This is a genomic window from Enterococcus sp. SMC-9 (genome assembly GCF_021011285.1).
GTDB classification, from domain to species: Bacteria; Bacillota; Bacilli; order Lactobacillales; family Enterococcaceae; genus Enterococcus_C; species Enterococcus_C montenegrensis.
Genome location: NZ_JAILYE010000003.1, coordinates 358,521 through 379,312, shown reverse-complemented (window position 1 = coordinate 379,312; position 20,792 = coordinate 358,521). Strand labels below are relative to the sequence as shown.

The window sequence follows — 20,792 nt, the reverse complement described above, 5'->3', positions numbered from 1 at the left end:
TTTTGTCAGATGGTTATTTTTGCTTGTCTCCGATTTTTCCAGCTCATGAAACTAGATACAATAAAAGTTGAAACGGCTTTTTTTCACCGTTTAAAGATAAAAAGCTGTCCAAAATAAAACAATTTTGCTATCGTTTTACCGCTATTTTAACGGCTGCTTATTGGGCGTGCCGGGTTTGCGGGGGTATTTTTTGGGCGTTTCTTTTTTCTTTTGGATCACCAAAATGTGTCGCGTATCACCATTGGGCAAAGCAAGCTCTTTATCTTCAATGAACTTGCCACCAAGTGTCGCAATCGCGTTTTTAGCTTCTGCTAATTCTTCCTCTGATTTTGCCGCTTTTAAAGCAAAGAAAAAGCCGTCTTTTTTCACCAAAGGCAGACACAATTCCGCTAAAACATTCAGACGTGCCACTGCTCGAGCCGTGACATAATCAAATTGGGCACGAAATTGTGGGTTTTGCGCGAAAGTTTCGGCGCGATCGTGATAAAAATCAACCCCCGTCAAATTCAAACTTTGTGCTAAATGATTTAAAAAGGTAATTCGTTTATTGAGAGAATCGACGATAGCGACTTTTAACCCAGGAAAAGCAATCTTCAGCGGAATGCTGGGAAAGCCCGCTCCTGCGCCAACATCACAAATAGCAGCCTCTGCTTTTAAATCCACTGCCACACCAAGTAAAATCGAATCGTAAAAATGCTTCAAGTAAACTTCTTTTTTTTCAGTAATCGCCGTTAAATTCATTTTTTCATTCCACTCGACTAACAGCTCGTAATATTTTTCAAACTGTTGCATTTGAGTAGAACTTAATTCAATGCCTTTTTGGGCCAACTGCTGCTGAAATTCTTCTGGTAACATGGCCTTTTCCTTTCTTTTTTGTGAAACAAATTTTTGTTTCACGCTTTCTCTACTTTAACGCAAATGGAGGTTTTTCGCAATGGGAGGAATTGAATTTTAAAGGCTTGTTTAAGGTAAAAAAAGAACCTAGGGTAAAAAGTCGCAATCACTTTTGCCCTAGGTTCTTTGCTTCATAGATTCAGGATGAAAAAACATTTGCAGCTACAAATGCAATTTTCATTCTTGATCACCTCATCTATCTTTTAGTTTACTGTATTTTTAAAATTCTTGTGCCAGTTTTTCATCCACTGCTAAAATAATTTTCCCCTTGGCGCGCCCAGAAGCTAAATTATCGACGGCTTTTTGAATTTCGGCTAGGGAAATAACGCTGTCGATGATTGGTTGTAATTGTTTTGCTTCAATTAGTTTGGTTAATGCAGCTAGTTGGTTGCCGTCTGGCCGCATAAATAAAAAGTCATAGGACACGTCAGTTTTTTTGGCTAATTTGGTAATGGGATAACTGGCAATCCCTAAAGCTATTTGCTTCCATAAGGGGAGATTATAATTTTTAGCAAAAGCATAATTAGGCGTACCCGACAAGGTCACGACTTTACCGCCAGGCTTCACGATTTTAAAAGCATCTTTTAAAATATCGCCCCCCATGGTATCGAAAACAAAATCGTAGTCTTTTAATTTTTCGGCAAAGTTTTCACTACGATAATCAATTACCTCATCTGCACCAAGACTTTTTACGAGAACTCGATTTTTTTCACTCGTTGTTGTAGCAACGTATGCGCCGGCAAGCTTTGCTAATTGAATGGCAAGTGTTCCAATTCCGCCAGAACCTGCTTGAATTAAAATTTTGTCTTGCGGTTTAATTTTCATCACTTCATGTAGGGCTTGATAGCTGGTTAAAGCAACTAAAGGAATACTGCTGGCTTTGGCAAACGTCAGATTTTTGGGTTTTAAGGCGACATCTTTCACATCTACAGCTATATACTCCGCAAAAGTTCCGATGCGATTTTTTTGCACCCGACCATAAACAGCATCGCCAACCTGAAATTTTTTTACTTGTTCCCCTCGCGCCACCACAATACCAGCAAAGTCGCTGCCTAAAGTTAACGGCATTTTATAATGAAGGAGCAACTTCATTTTGCCGTCTTTTGTTTTTAAATCAATCGGATTAATACTAGCGGCAATGACTTTTACAAGTAAGTCCTTCTTGCCAATTCTAGGTACTGGCTGCTTTTTTAAGCCAATTTTTTCACCGTAATTTTCAATTTGTGCTGCAATCATTGTATCTTTCATCATTTATCCTCACACATCGTTTATTCGTTTAAACTTTTAAACCGTTTAAAACTGACAATAGCCTACCGCAGAAATTTTTTATCGTCAAGAATTTGAAACGCACCTAAAATTCACCAAGCAGATTTTGGCAGATACTCCTTAATCTGCGTTATTTTCTCCCTTTTCCTAAGTTAAAAAAATTGACTTTTTTTTAAGCCTTTGGTTTAATGGTTTAAAAATATCGACCAAAGGAGTTTGCTCATGTCCCCTGATTTAACAAATTTGAAACAAGAATTTACCGAAGTCAGCGATTTTTTAATCGCATTGGGCGATGAAAAACGCCAAGCAATTATTATTGCTTTGCTGCAAGATAAAGCTTGTGAGGGATTGCGGGTGAATGATTTGACTACGGCCACCAATTTATCACGACCGGCAGTCTCCCATCACTTAAAAATTTTAAAGCAAGCTAACTTAATTGATTATCGCCAAGAAGGAACCAAAAATTACTATTACTTATCCCACGACACAACGGAAATTGATAAATTACAAGCATTGCTAAGTCACGTCAGTCAAATTATTGAAAAGGCGGGAAGAAAATGAAAGTATTGATTGTATTAACGAACACAACCCATTATGGTGACACAGAAGATGCCACTGGCTTATGGTTAGGTGAGGCCACTGAATTTGCAGCCGAATTGCAAAAACACGGCATTTCTTATGATTACGTCAGTCCCAATGGCGGATATGTCCCCATTGATCCCCGCAGTATGAAATATACGAATGAAGAAATCATGGACTTTTATAATACAACCGACTTTAAACAGCGGGCGCTAGCAAATTCCCTGCCGCTGGAAGTTGTCGACCCCAAAAATTATGATGCGATTTATTTCACCGGTGGTCATGGTGTGATGTGGGATTTTCCTAATAATGATACCCTGCACAAACTTGCCTTAGATATTTACAAACAAGGTGGTTATATAACTTCTGTCTGCCATGGTGTCGCCGGACTTTTGAATTTACAAGATGATGCAGGCAACTATTTAATTACAGACAAAAAAATCACCGGTTTTACCACCAGTGAAGAAATTTTAGCCGGCAAAAAAAGCGTCGTGCCCTTTTTAAATGAACACGTCGCCAAAGAACGCGGGGCGCATTTTCAAAAGAGACGGCCCTATAGCGAATTTGCCCTCCAAGATGGACAATTTATTACCGGACAAAATCCTTTTTCTGTTAAAGCCGTGGCGAAACTTTTGCTTGAAAATTTTAAGAAGTAAAGAGTTAAAATTACCTCATCAAAAAAGCGAGTCCCTATTGTAGCAACCGCAAAATTAGCTTTCGGCTAATTTATCCGGTCTGCTCAAATAGCGGACTCACTTTTTTTAATCTTTTCCTGCTGCTAAAATACTTTCCAGTAAGGATAAAACACGGCGAACTTCACTGTTTTTTACAATTGGGGCGGCATTATGCACAACAACATCGTAAAAATTCGCATAAAAACTTGGATAAGGGGATTCTACTTTAGGAAAAGCCAATTTTTCTGTGGCCTCCTCTTGTGGTGGTGCCATCGTTTTGGTTAAGCCCACGCCGGCTTGAATGGGTTTTGGTGCAGCGATTTCCTGTTGTGTACGCCGCATGATTTCACCGTTTAACGCCCAGTCAGAGATTTTCGCGGTTCCATTTAAACCTTTGACATACCAGCGCGGCAAGGTGACATAGTTTGTCGTTCCGACTTCAATGATCACTTTAACGCCATTTTCAAACGTCAAATAACTATGAAACCCGTCATCCACCTCATCGCCTAAAATGTAACTTAAGTCGGTGTGAATATATTTAATTGGACTGTCAATTAAAAAAAGTAGTTGATCAAATAAATGAACGCCCCAATCTAAGAGCATACCACCACCATGTTTTTTCAAATGACGCCAGTCGCCGGGAATACCGTTTGCTCCTTGAACCCTTGATTCAATTTGGAATAAATCTCCCAGTGGTTTTTCTTGATAGAGTTTGCGAATTAATAAAAAATCTGGGTCCCAGCGTCTGTTTTGGTGGACCATGAAGACTTTTTCGACACTTTCTGCCACCGCTAAAATTTCATCTAATTCTGCTGTATTCATCGCCACTGGCTTTTCACAAACGACGTGTTTTCCTGCCTTTAAAGCCGCAATCGCCAAGTCTTTGTGACTGTCGTTAGGTGTTGCGATTAAAACTGCCTCGATTTTTTCATCTGCTAAGAGCTCCTGTAAACTCCCATAAGCAAAAAAACCGTCTGCTTTTGCTGCTTCATTGCGTTCGGGTAATAGATCGTAAACACCTTTTATCGCCACAAGTTCTTGTGATTGCGGCATGATGGTCGTGGCGTGGTAAGAACCCATTCCGCCATACCCAATAATGGCAAATTGTAATTGTTTCATTTTTGCACTCACTTTCTTTTGACGTCTTTTTACCACAACAACGTCTTATTTTGTCCGCCTTTTTTTCCTAGTAATTCGCATTGTAATTTACGCCCACCACATATCAGTTGGTGTATCGCAAATCATGACCGAGCGTAAATTCGTGACTGCCCGTTGTAAGCCTTCATCAATTGACATCAACGGATCTTCATGCTCAATGCTCAATACGTAGTCATAACCTTGCAAACGCAAAGCAGAAACAATATCAGACCAAACTTTCAAGTCGTGACCACAACCGACAGAACGGAAATTCCACGAACGAGTTTTAACATTGCCGTATGGCTGCATATCCGTTAAGCCGTACATATTAATATTATCTTGATCTAAAAATGTATCTTTGGCATGGAAATGGTGAATAGCACCCGCGTTGCCTAAAATTTTGATTGCGGCGACTGGATCAATGCCTTGCCACCATAAATGGCTGGGATCTAAATTACAGCCGATCGCTTTGCCCGTTGCTTCCCGCAAACGCAACATCGTGTAAGGGGTATGGGCTAAAAAGCCACCGTGTAATTCAATCCCGATTTTCACGCCAGCACTTTCGGCGACAGTATTAATTTCTTGCCAGTAAGGAATTAACTTTTGCTCCCATTGATAGTTATAGCTGTCGCTATATTCTGTTGGCCACGGTAAAACCGGCCAGTTTACTTGCGTATCCGTTGCATTCCCGCCGGCAACACCAGAAAAACCATTGACCACTGGTACGTTCATTAACTGAGCTAATTTAATGGTTTTTTGTAAAAGTTCGTCCGCTTCTTTTGCCACTTGTGCCACTGGTGAAATTGGATTGTGATGGCAGCTTAAAGCCGAAATGCTCAGTCCTTTATCGGCTAATTTAGCCAAATATTCTTTGCGACTATCTGAGGAGGCTAATAATTGCTCAATATCTAAATGGGCAGAGCCCGGTGATCCCCCGGTGCCGATTTCCACTGTTTCCAAGCCATAGCTGGCGACTTTTTCAATCATTTCGTCAAAGTTTAAATTATTAAATAAGGGGGTAAAAACGCCTAATTTCATTGTTATCATCCTTTCGGTTTATATTCTTTTAATTTGGTAAAGTTAAAAATTATTGTTCAAAATAAACAGGTTCTCCTGTCGCCGAAGATTCATACATTGCTTCTAAAATTTCAGTGACGACTAAAGCCTGTTCAGGTTTTACTAAAGGTGCTGTGTCATTTAAAATGGCATCGATCCACGCTCTTGCTTCGTTATATGCGGGATCATCTGCGGCACCATCGTAAAAATCAACGCCACCTGGCTCCAATTCAATTTTCTTTTCATACAACGTGCTGTGATCCTCACCATTAATGGTTAGCCCATCATTCATATCTGCGCCAGCTTTTGTGCCACACAATGTTGTCTTTGCCTCTTTAACATCCAAAGAATTTAACGCCCAGCTTGCTTCTAAGAAAATGGTGGCCCCATTTTTCATGGTGATAAAACCAAATGCGCTGTCTTCCACTTTATATTTTTGTGGATCCCAAGCGCCCCACGCATTTGCCGCATTTTCAAGCTCCGCTAATTTACGATAGGCCGTACCCATGACAAATTTTGGTTCATAATTATCCATCATCCACAAAGTCAAATCCAAAGCATGGGTTCCAATATCAATTAAAGGTCCGCCACCTTGCGCTTTTTCATCTAGAAAAACACCCCAAGTCGGGACAGCCCGCCGGCGAATTGCATGAGCTTTCCCAAAATAAATTTCTCCCAATTCTCCCTCTGTACAAATTTCTTGCAAATATTGGGCATCCTTACGAAAGCGATTTTGATAGCCGATCGTCAACTTTTTCCCAGTCTTTTTTGCCGCTGCCACCATTTCCTTTGCCTGTGCGGCAGTTTTAGCCATCGGTTTTTCACACATTACATGACACCCGGCTTCCATCGCCGCTACTGAAATAGGGGCATGAGAATTATTTGGCGTCAAAACGTGCACTAAATCCAAATCAGAAAAAGCCAACATCTCGTTATAATCCGTAAAGACTTGGGCCGTTTCACTCCCATATTTTTCACAGTTTTTTTCTGCGCGCTCTTTTATCAAATCACAAAAAGCAACTAGCTCAACTTCCTGAATTTTAGCTAAAGCGGGTAAATGCTTACCCTCAGCAATCCCACCACAGCCAATAATGCCAACTTTTAAACTCATAATTATTTCTCCTTTGTTGGAAACGTTTTATTTTCTTCATTATAAAAAACAACCACACAAAATTCTTCCCGCATCCGTAACTAAAAATTCCCACATTTTATCTTTTAAAAAAAATAAATAAAGTATACTAAAATAAAAAGCGGAGCAAACTTGCCAGTCTTTAAAAAATAAGCGCGGAATTTGCGAAAATTGTTTTTCAAATTTTTGAAAAGTTCGCCTTATTTCTTGAAAGACTAGTTTGCGGAGCTAGATTAAAAAGAAAAGCTTCAAAAACGCGTTTAGCTCACAAGCAATAAGATGGAATTTTGATAAATTGCCCCTCAAATTTCTCGAAATTTTAGCTTATTGTCGTAGAGAGCTCGTTTTTGCAGCTAGACAAAATAAAAAGCGGAGCAAACTTGCCAGTCTTTAAAAAATAAGCGCGAAATTTGTGAAAATTGTTTTTCAAATTTTTGAAAAGTTCGCCTTATTTCTTGAAAGAATAGTTTGCGGAGCTAGACAAAATAAAAAGCGGAGCAAACGCGTTTAGCTCACAAGCAATAAGATGGAATTTTGATAAATTGCTCCTCAAATTTCTCGAAATTCTAGCTTATTGTATTAGAGAGCTCGTTTTTGCAGCTGAATCTAGAAAAACGAAAGGTAGCGTTTAGCTCGTTTTAAAAAATATCAGAAATTCGGATAGCCAAAATTTTAAAAAGCGGAGGAAAATTATGAGTTTGTATCTTGAAATACCGGAATTACATAGTGCTTTTCCTTTTCGGACGTTTATTAATGATGGTTGGGAAATCGTCTATCCCCATTGGCATAAAGAAATTGAAGTGATTTATTGTTTGACAGGGACAGTGAAATTGGGGGCCTTTGGGGAGATTTTTGAATTGGCAGAAGGAGAAATTTTTTTCTTTCCTAGTGGCGAGCCCCACTTTTTTCTTGCTTCCCCGGATAGTAAGCGTATTGTTTTTCAGTTTGATCTGCGTTTTTTTTATGAGCAAAACAATCTCGTCACCTCCGATCGCACCTTACTCCAGCTTTTTGATGAAGCGCCCAATTACAGCCAGCAGTGGCCCCTTTTGGCACAAAAAAATCTGAATCACCTGTTGCGGGAGATTTTTGACTGTCAAGAAACAAGGCACGAGGGCTGGCAATATGGTGTGACGGGGCTTTTGCCGCAATTTATTTATGCCTTATATCAACTGCCGAAAAAACCGAATGTAAAACAAAATACTGCTAAAGAAAATCTGAAAAGTCGTGAAACCCTCGAATTATTGGATCAAATTTTTGAATATGTTGAAGCTAATTTTGACTCTCCTATCACGTTAGCGGCTGCAGCTAAACAGGTGGGCTTTAGTCAAACATACTTTTCCCGCTTTTTTAAACAAAAGGTGGGACTGCCCTTTTCTCAGTATTTGAAAGAATATCGCATCGAGCAGGCCAAGTTTTTACTAGCTACAGAACAGTTGCCTATGAGTGATGTCGCGGCTAAAGCTGGCTTTGCCAACGTCAAAACCTTCCATCATGTTTTCAAAAAAACCGTTGGCTGTGCTCCTTTGCAGTATCAAAAGCAATTAACCTAGGGAACAAACCCATAACTTAATTGGTTATAAAACACTTTGTATTCAAATTTTCAAAATTTTTATTTTTTTATAATAACAACATACTTATATAACCATTATGTTTTTATAAGGAAATATTTTTAATTTATGACATCTTTTTTAATCTAATTGTTCTAAAATAAGGAACGCCAATTGTAATTAATAAATTTTTATTATTGTTTTACTTATCAAAGTGCTTTGGCAATATTAATAAACAAAAGGATGGTATTTCATGTTTAAAAAAATCTTGGCACTCACTGCTATCACTTCTTTAACACTTTTCATGCTAGCTGGTTGTGCCAGTGGTCAAAATAACAAAAAAAGCGATTCTACAATTTCTATGAGTTCAACAAAAAATAACGATAGTACTGAAAGTTCCCAAGTAGTAACTTCTTCTTCAACGAAAACACAAACGCAATCTTCAACACAGCAAACAGCTGTCGCTAGTACAAATACTAGCTCGAGTGAGACAATGCCGCGAGTTATGGCGTGGATGTTACGCAATTTGCGACACCAGTTACCTTTAATTTAAAAGGTATGAATGTGCCACCGGCTATTACTATTGCGACAAATAAAACGACGACCACCGTTACCTTTGATGCTACTAAAAATCAATATGAAGCAAACGTCACAACAATTCCAACAAAAGAAATCCGTGTTTTTTCCCATACTGATAATTCAATCCGAACCGTAAAAGTAAATACACAATTAACTTTGGCAAAAGGTTCAGGACAGTATTTAAATGATACCTTGTATTTGATTGCCAATAATCAAGGCGGCCTCTCACTGCTTACGCCAAACTATGCCGGTAATGTGCCCCAAGAACAACAAGACGTCATGCTAGAGGCGGTAAATTAAAAAAATATTCTATCTGATCTGAGGTAATAACGTGCCAATCTTAAACTCACCTGTTCTAGTTGCAGCCTATTTATTTAGTGTTTGCTTAGTCGTAGTTTTCATTTTTGTCGAAAAACTACTGACGACTTCTGCGACCAAACGAAAGCAAGAAATTGTAAAAGCGACATACCCTAACTTATCCAAAAAAGACTTAGCCTTTCGCAAAGCGAACCTGCTCAGTTATTATCGCATCTATTCTGCTAATTCGCTTAATAGCAAAATCATAGTTGCTTTGTATCTGGTGCTGTTTTTGGTTTTTGGTATAACCTGCGTCATTGCATTCACCCCTTCTACTTCAGGGTTTTATTTTGGGATAGGCCTGGTGCTATTTTTAATGGCAATAATCACACTTATTTTACCTAATCGCAGAAAATCACAGGCATTTTGGGAAAATTATTTACAAGAACACCCAGACAATTCGTTACGGGTAATTATTTTCCCGGCTGAAAAAGACCTTAAAATCATTGCATTTGCAAAAATAAGTGCCCTTTTCCGGTTATTTTGTAGCTTTTTTTCCTTTTACATGGCCTATTGCCTGTTCCAATTCAATCTTTAAAAGAAAACCTTGCTAACTAATGGGAACTGGACACCATTTTGCTAGCAAGGTTTTTTTATTTTTTATCTTCTTTCGTAATTTGTGCTTGTAATTTTTTGGGTAATTTACAGACGACCAGCTGGTAAGAAGCGGCAATCATATTGCAAATCTCCTCCTCGGTTAAGGCCGGACTTGCCAAATAAATAGAATTCCAATGTTTTTTATTAGCATAATAGCCAGGAATGATCACGTCGGGATAAAGCTCCCGTAACTCTTCATTTTTAGCAGGATCATTCTTTAACGTGATAATGGCTTTTTCTGTTTGTTCAGGACTCATCATGCCAAACATTTTTCCCATAATATCAAAATAATAAACGCCCCAATCTTGGCGAAAATAGACTTTGGCTTGTGGCAGGCTTTCGCCATACTGTTTGAATTTTTCCATTCGATTTTTTACAGACATCATCTGACCTCCTTAACATTTTCCAGTATACCAAAAGATACGCAAACTGCCCTCAGCTCGCAAAAATAAGCGGGAGATTTTTTTAATTGTATCGCAAGTTTTGTGTAATTTTCCCTTATTTTTTGGAAGGTTCATTTGTAAAATTGATTTTACCAACCTGTAATAAAACAATTTATTCTGGTGAAATTTTTTTGCTTTGTCGACAGTTAAAAAAACACCCTCTTCTTTAAGAAGGTGTTTTTTTAACTTGATTTCACTCTTCATCCAAAGAAAGTTCAGGTGCCAAAAGCGGTGTTGCTGCTTTTTTAGTGGCAAAGAATTGGCGGGTTTCGTTGACGACCACCGGGCTTAAAAAAATCAGCGCGATGATATTTGGAAAAGCCATCAAGCCGTTACAAATATCTGCCAGTGTCCACACCGCTGAAACGGTCAAATAGGGGCCAATAAAAACAGCTGCCACGTATAAAACTTTAAAAGGATTAGCAAATTTATTCGTATTAAAGAGATATGCCAAACAACGCTCTGAATAATAATTCCAGCCCAAAATCGTCGTAAAAGCAAAGAACATTAAACAAATCATCAACAAGAAAGAAACAACCGCCTCAGAGATCGGCAACGCTTGGCTAAAGGCGTAAATGGTGACTGCCGCGCCATCTTTTCCTATTTTCCATGCATCTGTTAAAATAATCGCCATGCCGGTCATATTACAAACAATAATCGTATCGATAAATGTACCGGTCATAGAAACCAAGCCTTGTCGCACAGGTTCTTTGGTCCGCGCGGCAGCTGCGGCAATCGGCGCACTGCCTAGACCAGATTCATTGGAAAATATTCCCCGGGCAATTCCTTTTTGCATAGCGATCATCATCGCCCCTAATGCTCCGCCGGCAGCTGCCTCAAAACCAAAGGCGCTGCGGAAGATCAAAATAATCACACCAGGTAATTTGTCCGCATTTAAAATAATCAGCCACAGACATAAACTCACATATAAAACGATCATTGCTGGGACAATAATTTCTGAAACTTTGGCAATGCGCTTGACCCCACCAATTAAAACACCGGCGACACAAATTGTGACCAATAACCCCGAAATAATTACCGCCCAAGAATAATTGTTGCCAAATAATTGTAAGCTGTGATTTTTATCAGGATCAAAAAAAGTTTCAGCAGCAGAAGTAATGCCGTTAATTTGCGTTAAAGTACCAATACCTAACAGCCCCGCTAAAATACCAAATAAGGCAAAGGCCTTGCCAAGTGGCCGCCATTTTTTCCCTAACCCTTTTTCGATGTAGTAAAAAGGGCCGCCTAATGCTTTTTCGTCCGTATCAAAAGAGCGGTACTTCACGGCTAGTAATCCTTCTGCGTATTTCGTTGCCATTCCCAAAAGACCTGCTAATTCCAACCAAAACAACGCCCCAGGACCGCCGGCAACAATCGCTGTTGCCACTCCGACGATATTTCCTGTACCGATAGTAGCAGATAGCGCTGTACACAACGCTTGGAAACTCGAAACATCCCCTTTGCCGTCCTCTTCATCTTGCACCATGAATTTCAACGCCAAGGGCAATTTTTTTAGCTGAATAAAACGGCAACCAACCGTCAAAATCAGCCCAATCCCCAAAATCAATAAAATCATGGGCGCTCCCCAAATAATATCGTTAATTTTTACTAACACCTTATCCATTTCATTCCCCCTTTTAACGATAAACCCTCAAACTTTCCACTAACTTGTGACGATTTTACTTTTTCACCGACGAAAACAACAACCTTTTTATTTTTTTCAATAATCTGAATATTTTGCCATTTTAACAGGTTTTCAGCTGACTTTCCACCCATTGATGATTTTTTTGTCAAAATGTAGCGGAAATGTTCGGGGTTTTACGAGGTAAACACAAATAAAAAAACTGTCGAACCTGCTTTTTTAGCGGAACCTTCGACAGTTTAAAAATATTATTGGCGCAATTTTTGCTTATGTATTCGCCTATTTCTTCCTCCGATAAAGCATAAAACCGATCACCACAACTGCGATAATTACAGCAACTATGACGGGCACAATAAAATTTGACCCCGGCACTAAAATATCTGTTGGCCCATCACTTTGTCCAATAATTTCACTGGTAGTATTTTTCATTTTTTCTCCCCTACGATCAATTTCTTTTTAGTATAGCAGATATTCTAGCGCTAAATATAGCTAAAATGAGCTGTCTGATAATTAATGAAGCTTATGACAACGAAACAATCTGCCAGCCTTAAATAACCCTAAGGCAGCTAATTATCCCTGCTTTTTTATTGTTTTTCTTGTTTAAATCGCTTTACAAAAGGCTTATTGGTCCTACAATACGGGCAGCGGAAATGATTTCACTGATTTTTTCTGGTGTTTCTTGCATGCCTTTTTCCATCCAGTACAAAATGATTTCAGCAGACGTATCAAAGAGAATAATGGCTAAATAATCATCTGGTACATTGGGAAACTTACTTTTTAGCTGCGGATAATAATCTTGCAGAAAATACGACAGCAGATCACGAATGGCATTTTTTAACTCGGTAGCAAAATGCGGATCGCCATGTTTGCCTAAGAGCATCATCACAACTTCTTTTTCATTTTCGGCATGTTTGATTGTTTCGACGAGATCTTTATAATCAATAAAAACAGTTTGATTACCTGATAAATCGATTGTACTTGGAGAAAGTTTCTTATCTTTGACACTTTCGACGAAAAAGTGAATATTGCCTTCCCCTAACTCCAAAATCAGATCATCAATATCTTGATAATGTAAATAAAAAGTTGAGCGATTGATTGCAGCTGTGCGACACAACTCTGAAACCGTCACATCTCGAATAAATTTTGTTTTAGACAATTTAATCAATGCTTGATAAATTTTTTTCTTTGTTTGCTTTTTTTTTAAATTTTGTTCTGCCATCGTATTCTTCCTCTCAAATCGACAAAAGCTAAAAATCTGTTGGTTGACTATCTTTCTACTCGATTATATAATTTCCAAGTTCACAAATCAACACGTTGTTGTTTTGCTTTTATTGTGAGCAGAATTAAATCGGGAAGAAGGCAAAATTATGATAAAACAAGAATGGCGCGCGTTATTCAAAAATAAATTTCTTTTAATCGTCTTGGGGATAATTGGCTTGATCCCAGCATTATACAACCTCATCTTTTTAGGTGGACTGTGGAATCCTTACGGAAATCTTGATCATTTGCCCGTTGCGGTGGTTAATCAAGATCAACCAATTGTCTATCAAGGCAAACAACTCGCCATTGGTAAAAATTTAACCAATAAATTAAAACAAACACACGCATTAGACTTTCATTTTGTCTCCAAAGAACAGGGACAAAAGGGAATTGAAAAAGGAAAATATTATATGATCGTGACGATTCCGGCAAACTTTTCCAAAAATGCAACGACAATCTTAACTAAGCAGCCAAAGGATATGGAAATTACGTATCAAACCTCTCAGGGTACTAATTTGACTGGGGCTAAAATGTCAGATTCCGCGATGGCCCAAATAAAAAATCAAGTATCCAGTCAAGTAACCCAAATGTATAGCGAAACATTGCTTTCACAATTTGGCAAAGCCGGCACTGGTATGCAAAGCGCAGCAGCAGGCGGCAAAAAATTAGCAGCAGGAACCGACAAGTTAAATACTGCCAGCCAGACACTTTCAGATAATTTAACAAAACTAGCTGCTAGTTCACTAAAATTTTCTGATGGAAGCCACACATTAAATAAAAGTCTGCAACAATATGTCACCGGCGCTAAAAAAGTTGATACCGGCGCTAAAAAACTTAATCTCGGCATTGCGACTTTAGCGGGTAAAGTGCCGGAACTAACCGGTGGGATCAGTCAACTGACCGATGGTTCTAAAAAACTTGCCACCGGCGTTTTACAATATACAAATGGTGTCGGCACTGTTACAAAGGGATCTAAAAAGCTAACCCGCGTAATCAATCAATTTGCTACAAATATTCCCAGTTTAACGACAGGTGTGGGGCAATTAGGCGCTGGATCGCAAACGTTGCAAAACGGATTAGGTCAATACACAAATGGCGTACAATCCGTCAGCGACGGCACACAGCAAATTTCAGCGGGACTGCAGAGTTTAGCTTCAAAAACGAAACAACTGCCTCAACAAGTAAAAGCTTTAAACGAAGGAACTAAAAAAATATCAGCTAGCTTAAGTACTGTGCAAATGTCAGTGGCAGAAAAAAATCAGCTTTTAAATTATACCGATAGCGTGAAAAGCTATCTTACACAAGTTGCTCAAACATTGGCCACAACTGATTTAAGCGGTCTAGAAAATATTGCACAAGTCACAGACCTTGTAGCAGAACTTTCTAATCAGTTAAATAGCGTATCAGAAAATGTTGCTGGAATTAATCAGCAAATCGAAACGACAAAACAGAATCTTAGCGCCAACTACCAAACAGATTTAGCAACCAATGCAAATGCCATCGTTGCTGCCTTAGCCACAAGCGGTGTGACTTTATCCCAAGAACAAAAGGACTTGGTCTTAACAACGATGCAACAACAAGATAGCCAAACTTTGCAGGCCGCAAATCAGCTTTCAATCGATACGACACCACTTTTTGCTTCACTAACAGCTCAAAAACAAGCTTTAGAAAAACTAACAAGTGGCCTTGCCGCCGTCCAACAAATTCCTGTTACGCAAATAGCTGACTTGAAAACCGGTGCAAATCAATTGACCCAAGTCAGCGCTACTGCTAGTAACGGAATTAATAAATCTGTGCAGGGACTTTACGATATTGCCAATCAAGTTGTTCCAGGCATCCAAGCAATTGACCAAGGTACAGCAGCATTAAATAAAAATATGCCAACTCTCACGAAAAGTATTCAGCAATTAGCAACTGGCAGTGAACAGCTCACACAAGGTGCCACAAAATTAACAGCACAAGGACAAACAATTAATCAGGGCGCTGGAAATCTAACGAACGGGCTCGCTAATTTACAACAAAAAGTTCCTGTTCTAAGTGGCGGGGTCAATCAATTAGCCCAAGGCGCAAAACAATTGGCTAGTGGAACTGAGCGCTTGCAGCAACAATCAGCCACGCTTACCCATGGTTCAAACCAACTAACAGCTGGCTTAAATCAAGTACAGCAAAAACTGCCTACTTTGCGTAGTGGCGTGTCTGCTTTACAAAATGGTTCCTTACAATTAGTGAATGGAACTGGACAACTAGCAGCAAATGGCGGCAGCATAATTTCAGGTGCGCAAAAATTAGACAGTGGTGCACAACAAATTTCAACAGGCAGTTTCCAACTTGCTACAGGTGAAAAACAAGTACAGCAATCTTTAGGAAAAGTCGGAAGTGGGCTAAAGGAAGTGAGCAATCAATTGGCTAGTGGTGCTGATAAAATAAGAGAAATCAACACGAAGAAAGTTTCAGCTGATGCCATGGCCAAGCCTGTAAGCACTATTCACCAAGATTTTGACTCAGTAGCAAATAATGGGACGGCAATGGCGCCTTACATGATGTCTGTCGCCTTATTCATTGGAACCATTACATTTAACTTGCTGTTTGATACTTTTACACCAAAGAAAAAACCGACAAGTGGTATCGCATGGTGGGCAAGTAAAGCCTCGATTTTAGGCGCTGTCGGAATTTTTCAAGCTTTAATGGTGTATTTCGTCTTGACCGTCTTTTTAGGTATGACTGTCTTACAGCCAGTCAAAGTGATTTTGTTTAGCATCCTCGTTTCCCTGACCTTTATGTCGATCGTCACGTTGTTCAATTTATTATTAGGAAAACTTGGTTCATTTTTAATGCTTATCTTTATGATCATTCAATTGGCAAGTTCTGGTGGAACGTATCCAATCGAATTAAGTGGCGCATTTTATCGGGTTATAAATCCGTTTTTACCAATGACTTATTCCATTCGCGCATTACGCGAAGGCATCTCCATCGAAGGCTCACTGTTAGTTGAAACCGGCCTGTTTATCGGGTTATTTCTAATCAGCAATCTCTTGATGATCGTCTTTTTTACCAAAAAGAAAAAAGATCCCCGCACTTTTGATGAAGAAATGTCCGAAGTTTAAAAAGCGGGCGTCTGAATCTATGAAAATGGTCTAGCGGATAAATTTAAGTTATTGCTACCACTTTTTTACAGTGAAATCAGCTAAAAGGCTAATAAAAAGACAGAAGGAAAAATCCTTCTGTCTTTTAAAATTTATAAATTGTAAACTGAAATTTTATTTTACTTTGTTAGCAAAATTTAGCAACTGTTGCTTATCATAAAGTTGATGATTGCATTTGTCGCTGTCGACGCAAATATAGTTACCACGTTTGGTATACGTACCGTCGCCGCCTTTTTTAGTCGTGGCTAAAAATAGCGCCACTTCACTGGTTTTATGACAAATGGAACAAACATTTTTCAAAATATTACTAGAAAAATTGCCTTTTAACCCTTTTAGGGCACCATTTTCATAATACAGCATAAATTTTTGCTGCTGCCCCGGATCGTTCCAGCCAATATAGGTGTGCTCTTTTAAATCCATCGCGTCAAAATTTGGTAAACGCAATTTTTTCGTCTTGCGAAAGACTTTTTCCACTTGTTTAGCACTTGGCGCAACAAAAGGCGTCACTTGTTCTTTTAATTCGTTTAAATAACGTTCAGCTGCGGCTTTTGTCAAATGTGGATTTAAAATAAATTGCACCAATGCTGCTTTTTTTGCAGAATCTTCCGGCAAAATGGTATTAATTTTTTCAGTTGTTAAAGCCTGTACGGCGTTGACTGTTTGTTTGTCATTGACGGATTGATAGACATTAATCAAATCGTCGATGTCTTTTGCTAAAGCAAAAAATTGATAAGGTTCTAAATTCATAAGATTTTCCTTTCTCCAAACCGCTGATGCGCAGAAGAAAGTCACAACTGCGCCATCAGTCTAACTGCCAGCCAATTGTGCGTACAGAAGATACAAATCGTATCATGTGACCACCACCTTGTTCTAATCTTCGTTATCATACCCGCATTTTCTAAAAAAAGCAACGGCCCTACGCCGGTAGTCAAAAAAGAAAAAAATTGATAGAGTAGAAATAGAAAAGCTTTAGGAACTTGGTCAGCTCTCAAGCAATAAGATGAACTCTTGATAAATTGTTCTTCAAATTTTTCAAGAGTTTGGCTTATTGTTGCCGAGAGTTAGTTCATAAAGCTAGACAATTAGAAAAGCTTTAGGAACTCGTTTAACTTCCAAGCAATAAGACGGAATTTTAATAAATTGTTCTTCAAATTTCTTGAAATTTTGACTTATTGCCGTAGGAAGTTAGTTCATAAAGCTAGACATGTAGAAAAGTGGAATGTACCGATTAGCTCTGTGGAAAAATGTCGGAAATTTGACTTCTGGTGTTCCTTACCAGAAGCGAATTTTTGAATTTTTCCCGCAGAGTTGGTACATGAAGCTAGACAATTAGAAAAGCTTTAGGAACTCGTTTAACTTCCAAGCATTAAGACGGAATTTTAATAAATTGCACTGTATAAGGAGGAAAAACATGAAAGTTTTATTTATTTTTGATGACGGTATTTTTTCAACTTTTTTTGTTTATGATTTGCAGGATAAGGGTTCTTTATGGCGCGTTAGTCCTGAAATCATGCTCCACAACATTACCTTGGGAGAATTGTATGTTAAAAATTCGATCACTGATTTTTTAAAATACTTCTCGGTTGCATTTTCTCAGTCGGTAACAAAATACTTCATCTTGAAAAAAGAAGAGGGATTAGCCGCGATTAAAGAAGCCGGTCTGGATACAGATGGCACCTTAACGATTACAGTTGAAAAAGATTTTACCGCTTTAAAAAACGGCCAAAAATTTTTATTAGGTCCGCAAAAGTTGTCTTTGACAGAAATTGATGCCTATATTAGCTATCAAATTGACGAAGATAAGTCTTTTGACGTTTTTAGCCGCCAGGAAGATTTGATTCGTTTTATGAAATGGAAGACCGTCACGCCCAGTCTTAGCGCTATTACGCAAAACTTGGGTACAGTCAAAGAGCACACCAAAAGCAATCTCGGCTTACGAGATATGTTAAAACTTGGTACAGGTTATTTGGCCAAAGGCAACGCCCGCATGCAAAAAATAAATGTTCCCACCCCAGGAAGTTACACCGTATCCGGTGATTTTCCTTATCGCTTAGACAAAATAAATTGGGCCAAAAATACCATTCAGCTCCATCGAGATTTACAAGCTTAAATAAGTGTGAGACAAAAAAAGTGATGATACCCAGACGTATCATCACTTTTTTGCTTTATTTTTTATCGGTTGCGTCCCAAACTTGTTTAATGGCTGGAATATTGCCGATTTCCGTTAAGTTACTTGGTAGGATAACCGTATTGTGATTATTTTCCACCACGTGTTTAAAGGCTTCAATGCCTAAATAAGATAACATTTTTTCATCCAATTCACTTTCTTGGATGGCTTTGTTGATCTCTTTAATACGTTGTTTTTCAGCTTCTGTTACGACGCGAATGCGTTCGGCTTCAGCGGCGGCATCGATTTTAATGCGCTCCGCTCTGGCAGTGGCATCAATTTTGGTTTGCTTGGCCCGCGCGGCGGCATCAATTTCCATCTCAGAGGCTTTGGCTTCAGAGTCCAAAATGACAGATTGTTTTTTACCTTCTGAAATTGTGATCAAGGATTCTTTGTCGCGGCTAGCTGTGATGAGCTTGTTCATGGAATTCACGATTTCATCGGAAACTGAAATTTCCCCAATATTAATGCGGTCAATGGACAAGCCGTAGCCCGCCGTAATATCTTTGACACTTTCAAATAGCGCCACATTGATTTCTTCGGTCCCATTTAAGACTTCGTTTAAATCCATTTTCCCAATGATACCCCGTAAATTAGACTGACAATCTTGGATCATGGAAACTACAGAATTTTGGTTATCGTATACAAAAGCACGGACGTCGGTTACGTGATATTTAATCGCTTCATCAATTTCAACGATAACATTGTCTTTTGTGATTACGCTTTGCGGATCAATTTGAATCGGAATTTGTTTTAAAGAAACCCGCTGCTTGACGTTGTACAAAACGGGGATCAAAAAATGTAAACCCGGATCAAGCGATTTCACATACTTCCCAAAGCTTTCAACGACTTTGACTTCCCCTTGCTCGACGATAATAATCATTTGCGACAAAATTAAAATAATTAAACCAATCAATAAGATAACAAAAAAGATACTAAAAATTGCCAATGTAATTCACATCACTTTCGTATAATGTATTGTTCACTTTTACCAATAGTGCATTAGGGGTGTAGTCGATAACTTCTAACATATCCCCAACTGCCGGCAAACCGGCAACCACTCTATAATCATACCAGCTGCCAAAAATCCTGACACTGCCAGTAAAACTTTCTTTCGTTGTCCGAAAGCATTTGCCTAACGTTTTTTCCATTTGATAATCTGCCAACGAATTTGCCCACCTCCTGTTACCAGCCAAACCTAAAACCCCAACGTGATTGCAATCATTATACCACTTGCAAAATGCTCTTAGTGAATCATTTGTTAATTAACAGCTTTTTCGACTAAAATAGAAGCATCATAAAAAATCAGACAAGGAGGTAAGCCCATGGCTTTTTTTAAAAAAGAACCCACGCAAGCAGAATTATTAAAACAAACGCTAACCTCTTGGCTTATTCAAAATGCAGGCAACGAGATTTTGTTAGCTGATTTAAATGAATGCCTCTACCAAAATAACTTTTTTTCCCTGCATTATTTTGCCCAGGTTGGTTTTCAAGCGGAAAATAAACAAGCCGTCTTAACGGCACGGGTAAAAAAAGACGCTGTAAAAAAATTAAATCAGCTAAAAGAAGCGGATTTTAACGCCGAATTTACTAGTACCAAAATACAAAAATCAATTTTAGACGGTATTCTTACCAGTGAGAGCTCCTATTTTCGCCTTTATGTCGCACCTTCTGCTTTAAAATGTGGCACCGACTTATTAAAAACATTCGCTGAAACCAAAACTTATCAAGCGGATAAAAAAACTGGGGCTTTTGTTGCCAGCAGCATCCAAGAATTGCTCTATTTATGCTACCGTTTTGATTTAGTGCAAAACCCGCAACTAGCGGTTAAAAATCTTTCTTTAACTAAACTTGTGCCGGCTTCTGTTACCGCACCAATTTTAACGACTTTGACTGCTATTCATAATAACACGATTTCAGAAGTTGATTTACAGTATTTATTCACGTGGGTGCTACAATACAGCGCTACGATTACGGCTACCAGCACACTGTTTGCCTCTTATTCCGCCAGCGCTTTGCCGCCAGAAGTCTTGGCTAAAACACAGGCGATTGTTCGTGAGCTGTCCAAAAATTTTGCCGCCAGCACCACTGTCTTAACGCCTCATGCAACGCAAGACGCACTGGGTGTCACTAGCCAATTACTTAAGCAAATTCCCGCCTTATTTGAAGAAGCCAACGAAAAAATGACCACTTTAAGGCAAAAGCTGCAAGCAGCCGCTGAAGATGAAAATAAGCCATAACCTGACTGTTACACCTTAAGCTTTTTTTCATGTCTACTGCTGTAAAATCAACTTTTTATTGTAACAAAAAATGTGACAA

The 20,792-nt window shown here is 38.8% G+C and carries 23 protein-coding genes; 9 read left to right on the top strand and 14 right to left on the bottom strand.

Features of this window, described 5'->3' with window-relative positions:
* Nucleotides 1-141 precede the first annotated feature (141 nt).
* Together rsmG and K4422_RS06485 are read right to left on the bottom strand one after the other, a co-directional pair.
* Entirely contained in the window at nucleotides 142-855 is a 714-nt protein-coding gene (gene rsmG, locus K4422_RS06490) for a 16S rRNA (guanine(527)-N(7))-methyltransferase RsmG (RefSeq protein WP_206903058.1), read from the bottom strand.
* Nucleotides 856-1,113: 258 nt separating this feature from the next.
* Nucleotides 1,114-2,130: an NADP-dependent oxidoreductase gene (locus tag K4422_RS06485; protein WP_230709942.1), complete on the bottom strand. Its 1,017-nt coding sequence runs from the start codon at nucleotides 2,128-2,130 to the stop codon at nucleotides 1,114-1,116.
* A gap of 252 nt (nucleotides 2,131-2,382) precedes the next feature.
* Between K4422_RS06485 and K4422_RS06480 the strand changes: the two genes are divergently transcribed.
* Both K4422_RS06480 and K4422_RS06475 read left to right on the top strand, forming a co-directional pair.
* Nucleotides 2,383-2,721, top strand: a complete 339-nt coding sequence (locus tag K4422_RS06480; RefSeq protein WP_206902900.1) for an ArsR/SmtB family transcription factor — start codon at nucleotides 2,383-2,385, stop codon at nucleotides 2,719-2,721.
* Nucleotides 2,718-3,395 carry a type 1 glutamine amidotransferase domain-containing protein gene (locus tag K4422_RS06475; protein ID WP_230709906.1) on the top strand — a complete coding sequence of 226 codons (678 nt, stop codon included), beginning with the start codon at nucleotides 2,718-2,720 and terminating at the stop codon, nucleotides 3,393-3,395. Before K4422_RS06480 ends, K4422_RS06475 begins: the two co-directional genes overlap by 4 nt.
* Before the next feature lie 105 nt (nucleotides 3,396-3,500).
* Here K4422_RS06475 and K4422_RS06470 read toward each other — a convergent pair whose 3' ends face one another.
* From K4422_RS06470 to K4422_RS06460, 3 genes are all read right to left on the bottom strand, one after another.
* Nucleotides 3,501-4,532 (bottom strand): Gfo/Idh/MocA family protein, encoded by a 1,032-nt coding sequence (locus tag K4422_RS06470; RefSeq protein ID WP_230709899.1) that lies wholly within the window; start codon nucleotides 4,530-4,532, stop codon nucleotides 3,501-3,503.
* 87 nt (nucleotides 4,533-4,619) lie between these two features.
* Entirely contained in the window at nucleotides 4,620-5,588 is a 969-nt protein-coding gene (locus tag K4422_RS06465) for a sugar phosphate isomerase/epimerase family protein (RefSeq protein ID WP_206902903.1), read from the bottom strand.
* Between the two features lie 49 nt (nucleotides 5,589-5,637).
* Nucleotides 5,638-6,717, bottom strand: a complete 1,080-nt coding sequence (locus tag K4422_RS06460; protein WP_230709897.1) for a Gfo/Idh/MocA family protein — start codon at nucleotides 6,715-6,717, stop codon at nucleotides 5,638-5,640.
* A gap of 710 nt (nucleotides 6,718-7,427) precedes the next feature.
* On the opposite strand from K4422_RS06460, the gene K4422_RS06455 reads away from it, so the two are divergent.
* The 4 genes from K4422_RS06455 (at nucleotide 7,428) to K4422_RS06440 (ending at nucleotide 9,759) form a co-directional block, all read left to right on the top strand.
* Nucleotides 7,428-8,288, top strand: coding sequence for an AraC family transcriptional regulator (locus K4422_RS06455; RefSeq protein WP_230709895.1), 861 nt, complete (start codon nucleotides 7,428-7,430; stop codon nucleotides 8,286-8,288).
* A gap of 250 nt (nucleotides 8,289-8,538) precedes the next feature.
* Complete coding sequence (locus tag K4422_RS06450; RefSeq protein WP_230709886.1) at nucleotides 8,539-8,838, top strand: hypothetical protein; 300 nt, start codon at nucleotides 8,539-8,541, stop codon at nucleotides 8,836-8,838.
* Nucleotides 8,796-9,164, top strand: a complete 369-nt coding sequence (locus tag K4422_RS06445; RefSeq protein WP_230709884.1) for a hypothetical protein — start codon at nucleotides 8,796-8,798, stop codon at nucleotides 9,162-9,164. The genes K4422_RS06450 and K4422_RS06445 overlap by 43 nt, the downstream gene beginning before the upstream one ends.
* A 31-nt stretch (nucleotides 9,165-9,195) precedes the next feature.
* Entirely contained in the window at nucleotides 9,196-9,759 is a 564-nt protein-coding gene (locus K4422_RS06440) for a hypothetical protein (RefSeq protein ID WP_230709882.1), read from the top strand.
* 55 nt (nucleotides 9,760-9,814) lie between these two features.
* Here K4422_RS06440 and K4422_RS06435 read toward each other — a convergent pair whose 3' ends face one another.
* From K4422_RS06435 to K4422_RS06410, 6 genes are all read right to left on the bottom strand, one after another.
* Complete coding sequence (locus K4422_RS06435; RefSeq protein WP_230709880.1) at nucleotides 9,815-10,201, bottom strand: MmcQ/YjbR family DNA-binding protein; 387 nt, start codon at nucleotides 10,199-10,201, stop codon at nucleotides 9,815-9,817.
* A 12-nt stretch (nucleotides 10,202-10,213) separates the two neighbouring features.
* Nucleotides 10,214-10,465, bottom strand: a complete 252-nt coding sequence (locus K4422_RS06430) for a hypothetical protein (protein ID WP_230709878.1) — start codon at nucleotides 10,463-10,465, stop codon at nucleotides 10,214-10,216.
* Nucleotides 10,455-11,885 carry an alanine/glycine:cation symporter family protein gene (locus tag K4422_RS06425; RefSeq protein ID WP_230709871.1) on the bottom strand — a complete coding sequence of 477 codons (1,431 nt, stop codon included), beginning with the start codon at nucleotides 11,883-11,885 and terminating at the stop codon, nucleotides 10,455-10,457. Before K4422_RS06425 ends, K4422_RS06430 begins: the two co-directional genes overlap by 11 nt.
* Nucleotides 11,870-12,037 carry a hypothetical protein gene (locus K4422_RS06420; RefSeq protein WP_230709869.1) on the bottom strand — a complete coding sequence of 56 codons (168 nt, stop codon included), beginning with the start codon at nucleotides 12,035-12,037 and terminating at the stop codon, nucleotides 11,870-11,872. Before K4422_RS06420 ends, K4422_RS06425 begins: the two co-directional genes overlap by 16 nt.
* A 145-nt stretch (nucleotides 12,038-12,182) precedes the next feature.
* Nucleotides 12,183-12,332, bottom strand: coding sequence for a hypothetical protein (locus K4422_RS06415; RefSeq protein WP_230709868.1), 150 nt, complete (start codon nucleotides 12,330-12,332; stop codon nucleotides 12,183-12,185).
* A gap of 181 nt (nucleotides 12,333-12,513) precedes the next feature.
* Complete coding sequence (locus K4422_RS06410) at nucleotides 12,514-13,122, bottom strand: TetR/AcrR family transcriptional regulator (RefSeq protein WP_206902910.1); 609 nt, start codon at nucleotides 13,120-13,122, stop codon at nucleotides 12,514-12,516.
* A gap of 148 nt (nucleotides 13,123-13,270) precedes the next feature.
* Here K4422_RS06410 and K4422_RS06405 point away from each other — a divergent pair, with 148 nt between their 5' ends.
* Nucleotides 13,271-16,267, top strand: a complete 2,997-nt coding sequence (locus K4422_RS06405; protein ID WP_230709866.1) for a YhgE/Pip domain-containing protein — start codon at nucleotides 13,271-13,273, stop codon at nucleotides 16,265-16,267.
* A gap of 153 nt (nucleotides 16,268-16,420) precedes the next feature.
* Here the strand turns inward: K4422_RS06405 and K4422_RS06400 are convergent, their stop codons facing one another.
* Nucleotides 16,421-17,053, bottom strand: a complete 633-nt coding sequence (locus K4422_RS06400) for a FusB/FusC family EF-G-binding protein (protein ID WP_230709864.1) — start codon at nucleotides 17,051-17,053, stop codon at nucleotides 16,421-16,423.
* A gap of 664 nt (nucleotides 17,054-17,717) precedes the next feature.
* On the opposite strand from K4422_RS06400, the gene K4422_RS06395 reads away from it, so the two are divergent.
* Nucleotides 17,718-18,416: a hypothetical protein gene (locus K4422_RS06395; RefSeq protein ID WP_230709861.1), complete on the top strand. Its 699-nt coding sequence runs from the start codon at nucleotides 17,718-17,720 to the stop codon at nucleotides 18,414-18,416.
* A gap of 55 nt (nucleotides 18,417-18,471) precedes the next feature.
* On the opposite strand, the gene K4422_RS06390 is transcribed toward K4422_RS06395, so the two are convergent.
* Nucleotides 18,472-19,356 (bottom strand): SPFH domain-containing protein, encoded by an 885-nt coding sequence (locus K4422_RS06390; RefSeq protein WP_230709935.1) that lies wholly within the window; start codon nucleotides 19,354-19,356, stop codon nucleotides 18,472-18,474.
* A 52-nt stretch (nucleotides 19,357-19,408) separates the two neighbouring features.
* Nucleotides 19,409-19,624: a hypothetical protein gene (locus K4422_RS06385; RefSeq protein ID WP_206903061.1), complete on the bottom strand. Its 216-nt coding sequence runs from the start codon at nucleotides 19,622-19,624 to the stop codon at nucleotides 19,409-19,411.
* A gap of 174 nt (nucleotides 19,625-19,798) precedes the next feature.
* Between K4422_RS06385 and K4422_RS06380 the strand changes: the two genes are divergently transcribed.
* Nucleotides 19,799-20,713 (top strand): hypothetical protein, encoded by a 915-nt coding sequence (locus K4422_RS06380; RefSeq protein ID WP_230709859.1) that lies wholly within the window; start codon nucleotides 19,799-19,801, stop codon nucleotides 20,711-20,713.
* Nucleotides 20,714-20,792 lie beyond the last annotated feature (79 nt).

Excerpts from the sequence above, each read along its gene's own strand:
- K4422_RS06450 (WP_230709886.1), top strand. The coding sequence starts at position 8,539 with ATGTTTAAAAAAATCTTGGCACTCACTGCTATCACTTCTTTAACACTT.
- K4422_RS06420 (WP_230709869.1), bottom strand. The coding sequence starts at position 12,037 with ATGGGTGGAAAGTCAGCTGAAAACCTGTTAAAATGGCAAAATATTCAG.
- K4422_RS06465 (WP_206902903.1), bottom strand. The coding sequence starts at position 5,588 with ATGAAATTAGGCGTTTTTACCCCCTTATTTAATAATTTAAACTTTGAC.
- K4422_RS06480 (WP_206902900.1), top strand. The coding sequence starts at position 2,383 with ATGTCCCCTGATTTAACAAATTTGAAACAAGAATTTACCGAAGTCAGC.
- K4422_RS06400 (WP_230709864.1), bottom strand. The coding sequence starts at position 17,053 with ATGAATTTAGAACCTTATCAATTTTTTGCTTTAGCAAAAGACATCGAC.
- K4422_RS06485 (WP_230709942.1), bottom strand. The coding sequence starts at position 2,130 with ATGATTGCAGCACAAATTGAAAATTACGGTGAAAAAATTGGCTTAAAA.
- K4422_RS06385 (WP_206903061.1), bottom strand. The coding sequence starts at position 19,624 with ATGGAAAAAACGTTAGGCAAATGCTTTCGGACAACGAAAGAAAGTTTT.
- K4422_RS06405 (WP_230709866.1), top strand. The coding sequence starts at position 13,271 with ATGATAAAACAAGAATGGCGCGCGTTATTCAAAAATAAATTTCTTTTA.
- K4422_RS06395 (WP_230709861.1), top strand. The coding sequence starts at position 17,718 with ATGAAAGTTTTATTTATTTTTGATGACGGTATTTTTTCAACTTTTTTT.
- K4422_RS06410 (WP_206902910.1), bottom strand. The coding sequence starts at position 13,122 with ATGGCAGAACAAAATTTAAAAAAAAAGCAAACAAAGAAAAAAATTTAT.
- K4422_RS06390 (WP_230709935.1), bottom strand. The coding sequence starts at position 19,356 with ATGATTATTATCGTCGAGCAAGGGGAAGTCAAAGTCGTTGAAAGCTTT.
- K4422_RS06425 (WP_230709871.1), bottom strand. The coding sequence starts at position 11,885 with ATGGATAAGGTGTTAGTAAAAATTAACGATATTATTTGGGGAGCGCCC.
- K4422_RS06430 (WP_230709878.1), bottom strand. The coding sequence starts at position 10,465 with ATGAAGAGTGAAATCAAGTTAAAAAAACACCTTCTTAAAGAAGAGGGT.
- K4422_RS06460 (WP_230709897.1), bottom strand. The coding sequence starts at position 6,717 with ATGAGTTTAAAAGTTGGCATTATTGGCTGTGGTGGGATTGCTGAGGGT.
- rsmG (WP_206903058.1), bottom strand. The coding sequence starts at position 855 with ATGTTACCAGAAGAATTTCAGCAGCAGTTGGCCCAAAAAGGCATTGAA.
- K4422_RS06435 (WP_230709880.1), bottom strand. The coding sequence starts at position 10,201 with ATGTCTGTAAAAAATCGAATGGAAAAATTCAAACAGTATGGCGAAAGC.
- K4422_RS06470 (WP_230709899.1), bottom strand. The coding sequence starts at position 4,532 with ATGAAACAATTACAATTTGCCATTATTGGGTATGGCGGAATGGGTTCT.
- K4422_RS06455 (WP_230709895.1), top strand. The coding sequence starts at position 7,428 with ATGAGTTTGTATCTTGAAATACCGGAATTACATAGTGCTTTTCCTTTT.
- K4422_RS06380 (WP_230709859.1), top strand. The coding sequence starts at position 19,799 with ATGGCTTTTTTTAAAAAAGAACCCACGCAAGCAGAATTATTAAAACAA.
- K4422_RS06415 (WP_230709868.1), bottom strand. The coding sequence starts at position 12,332 with ATGAAAAATACTACCAGTGAAATTATTGGACAAAGTGATGGGCCAACA.
- K4422_RS06475 (WP_230709906.1), top strand. The coding sequence starts at position 2,718 with ATGAAAGTATTGATTGTATTAACGAACACAACCCATTATGGTGACACA.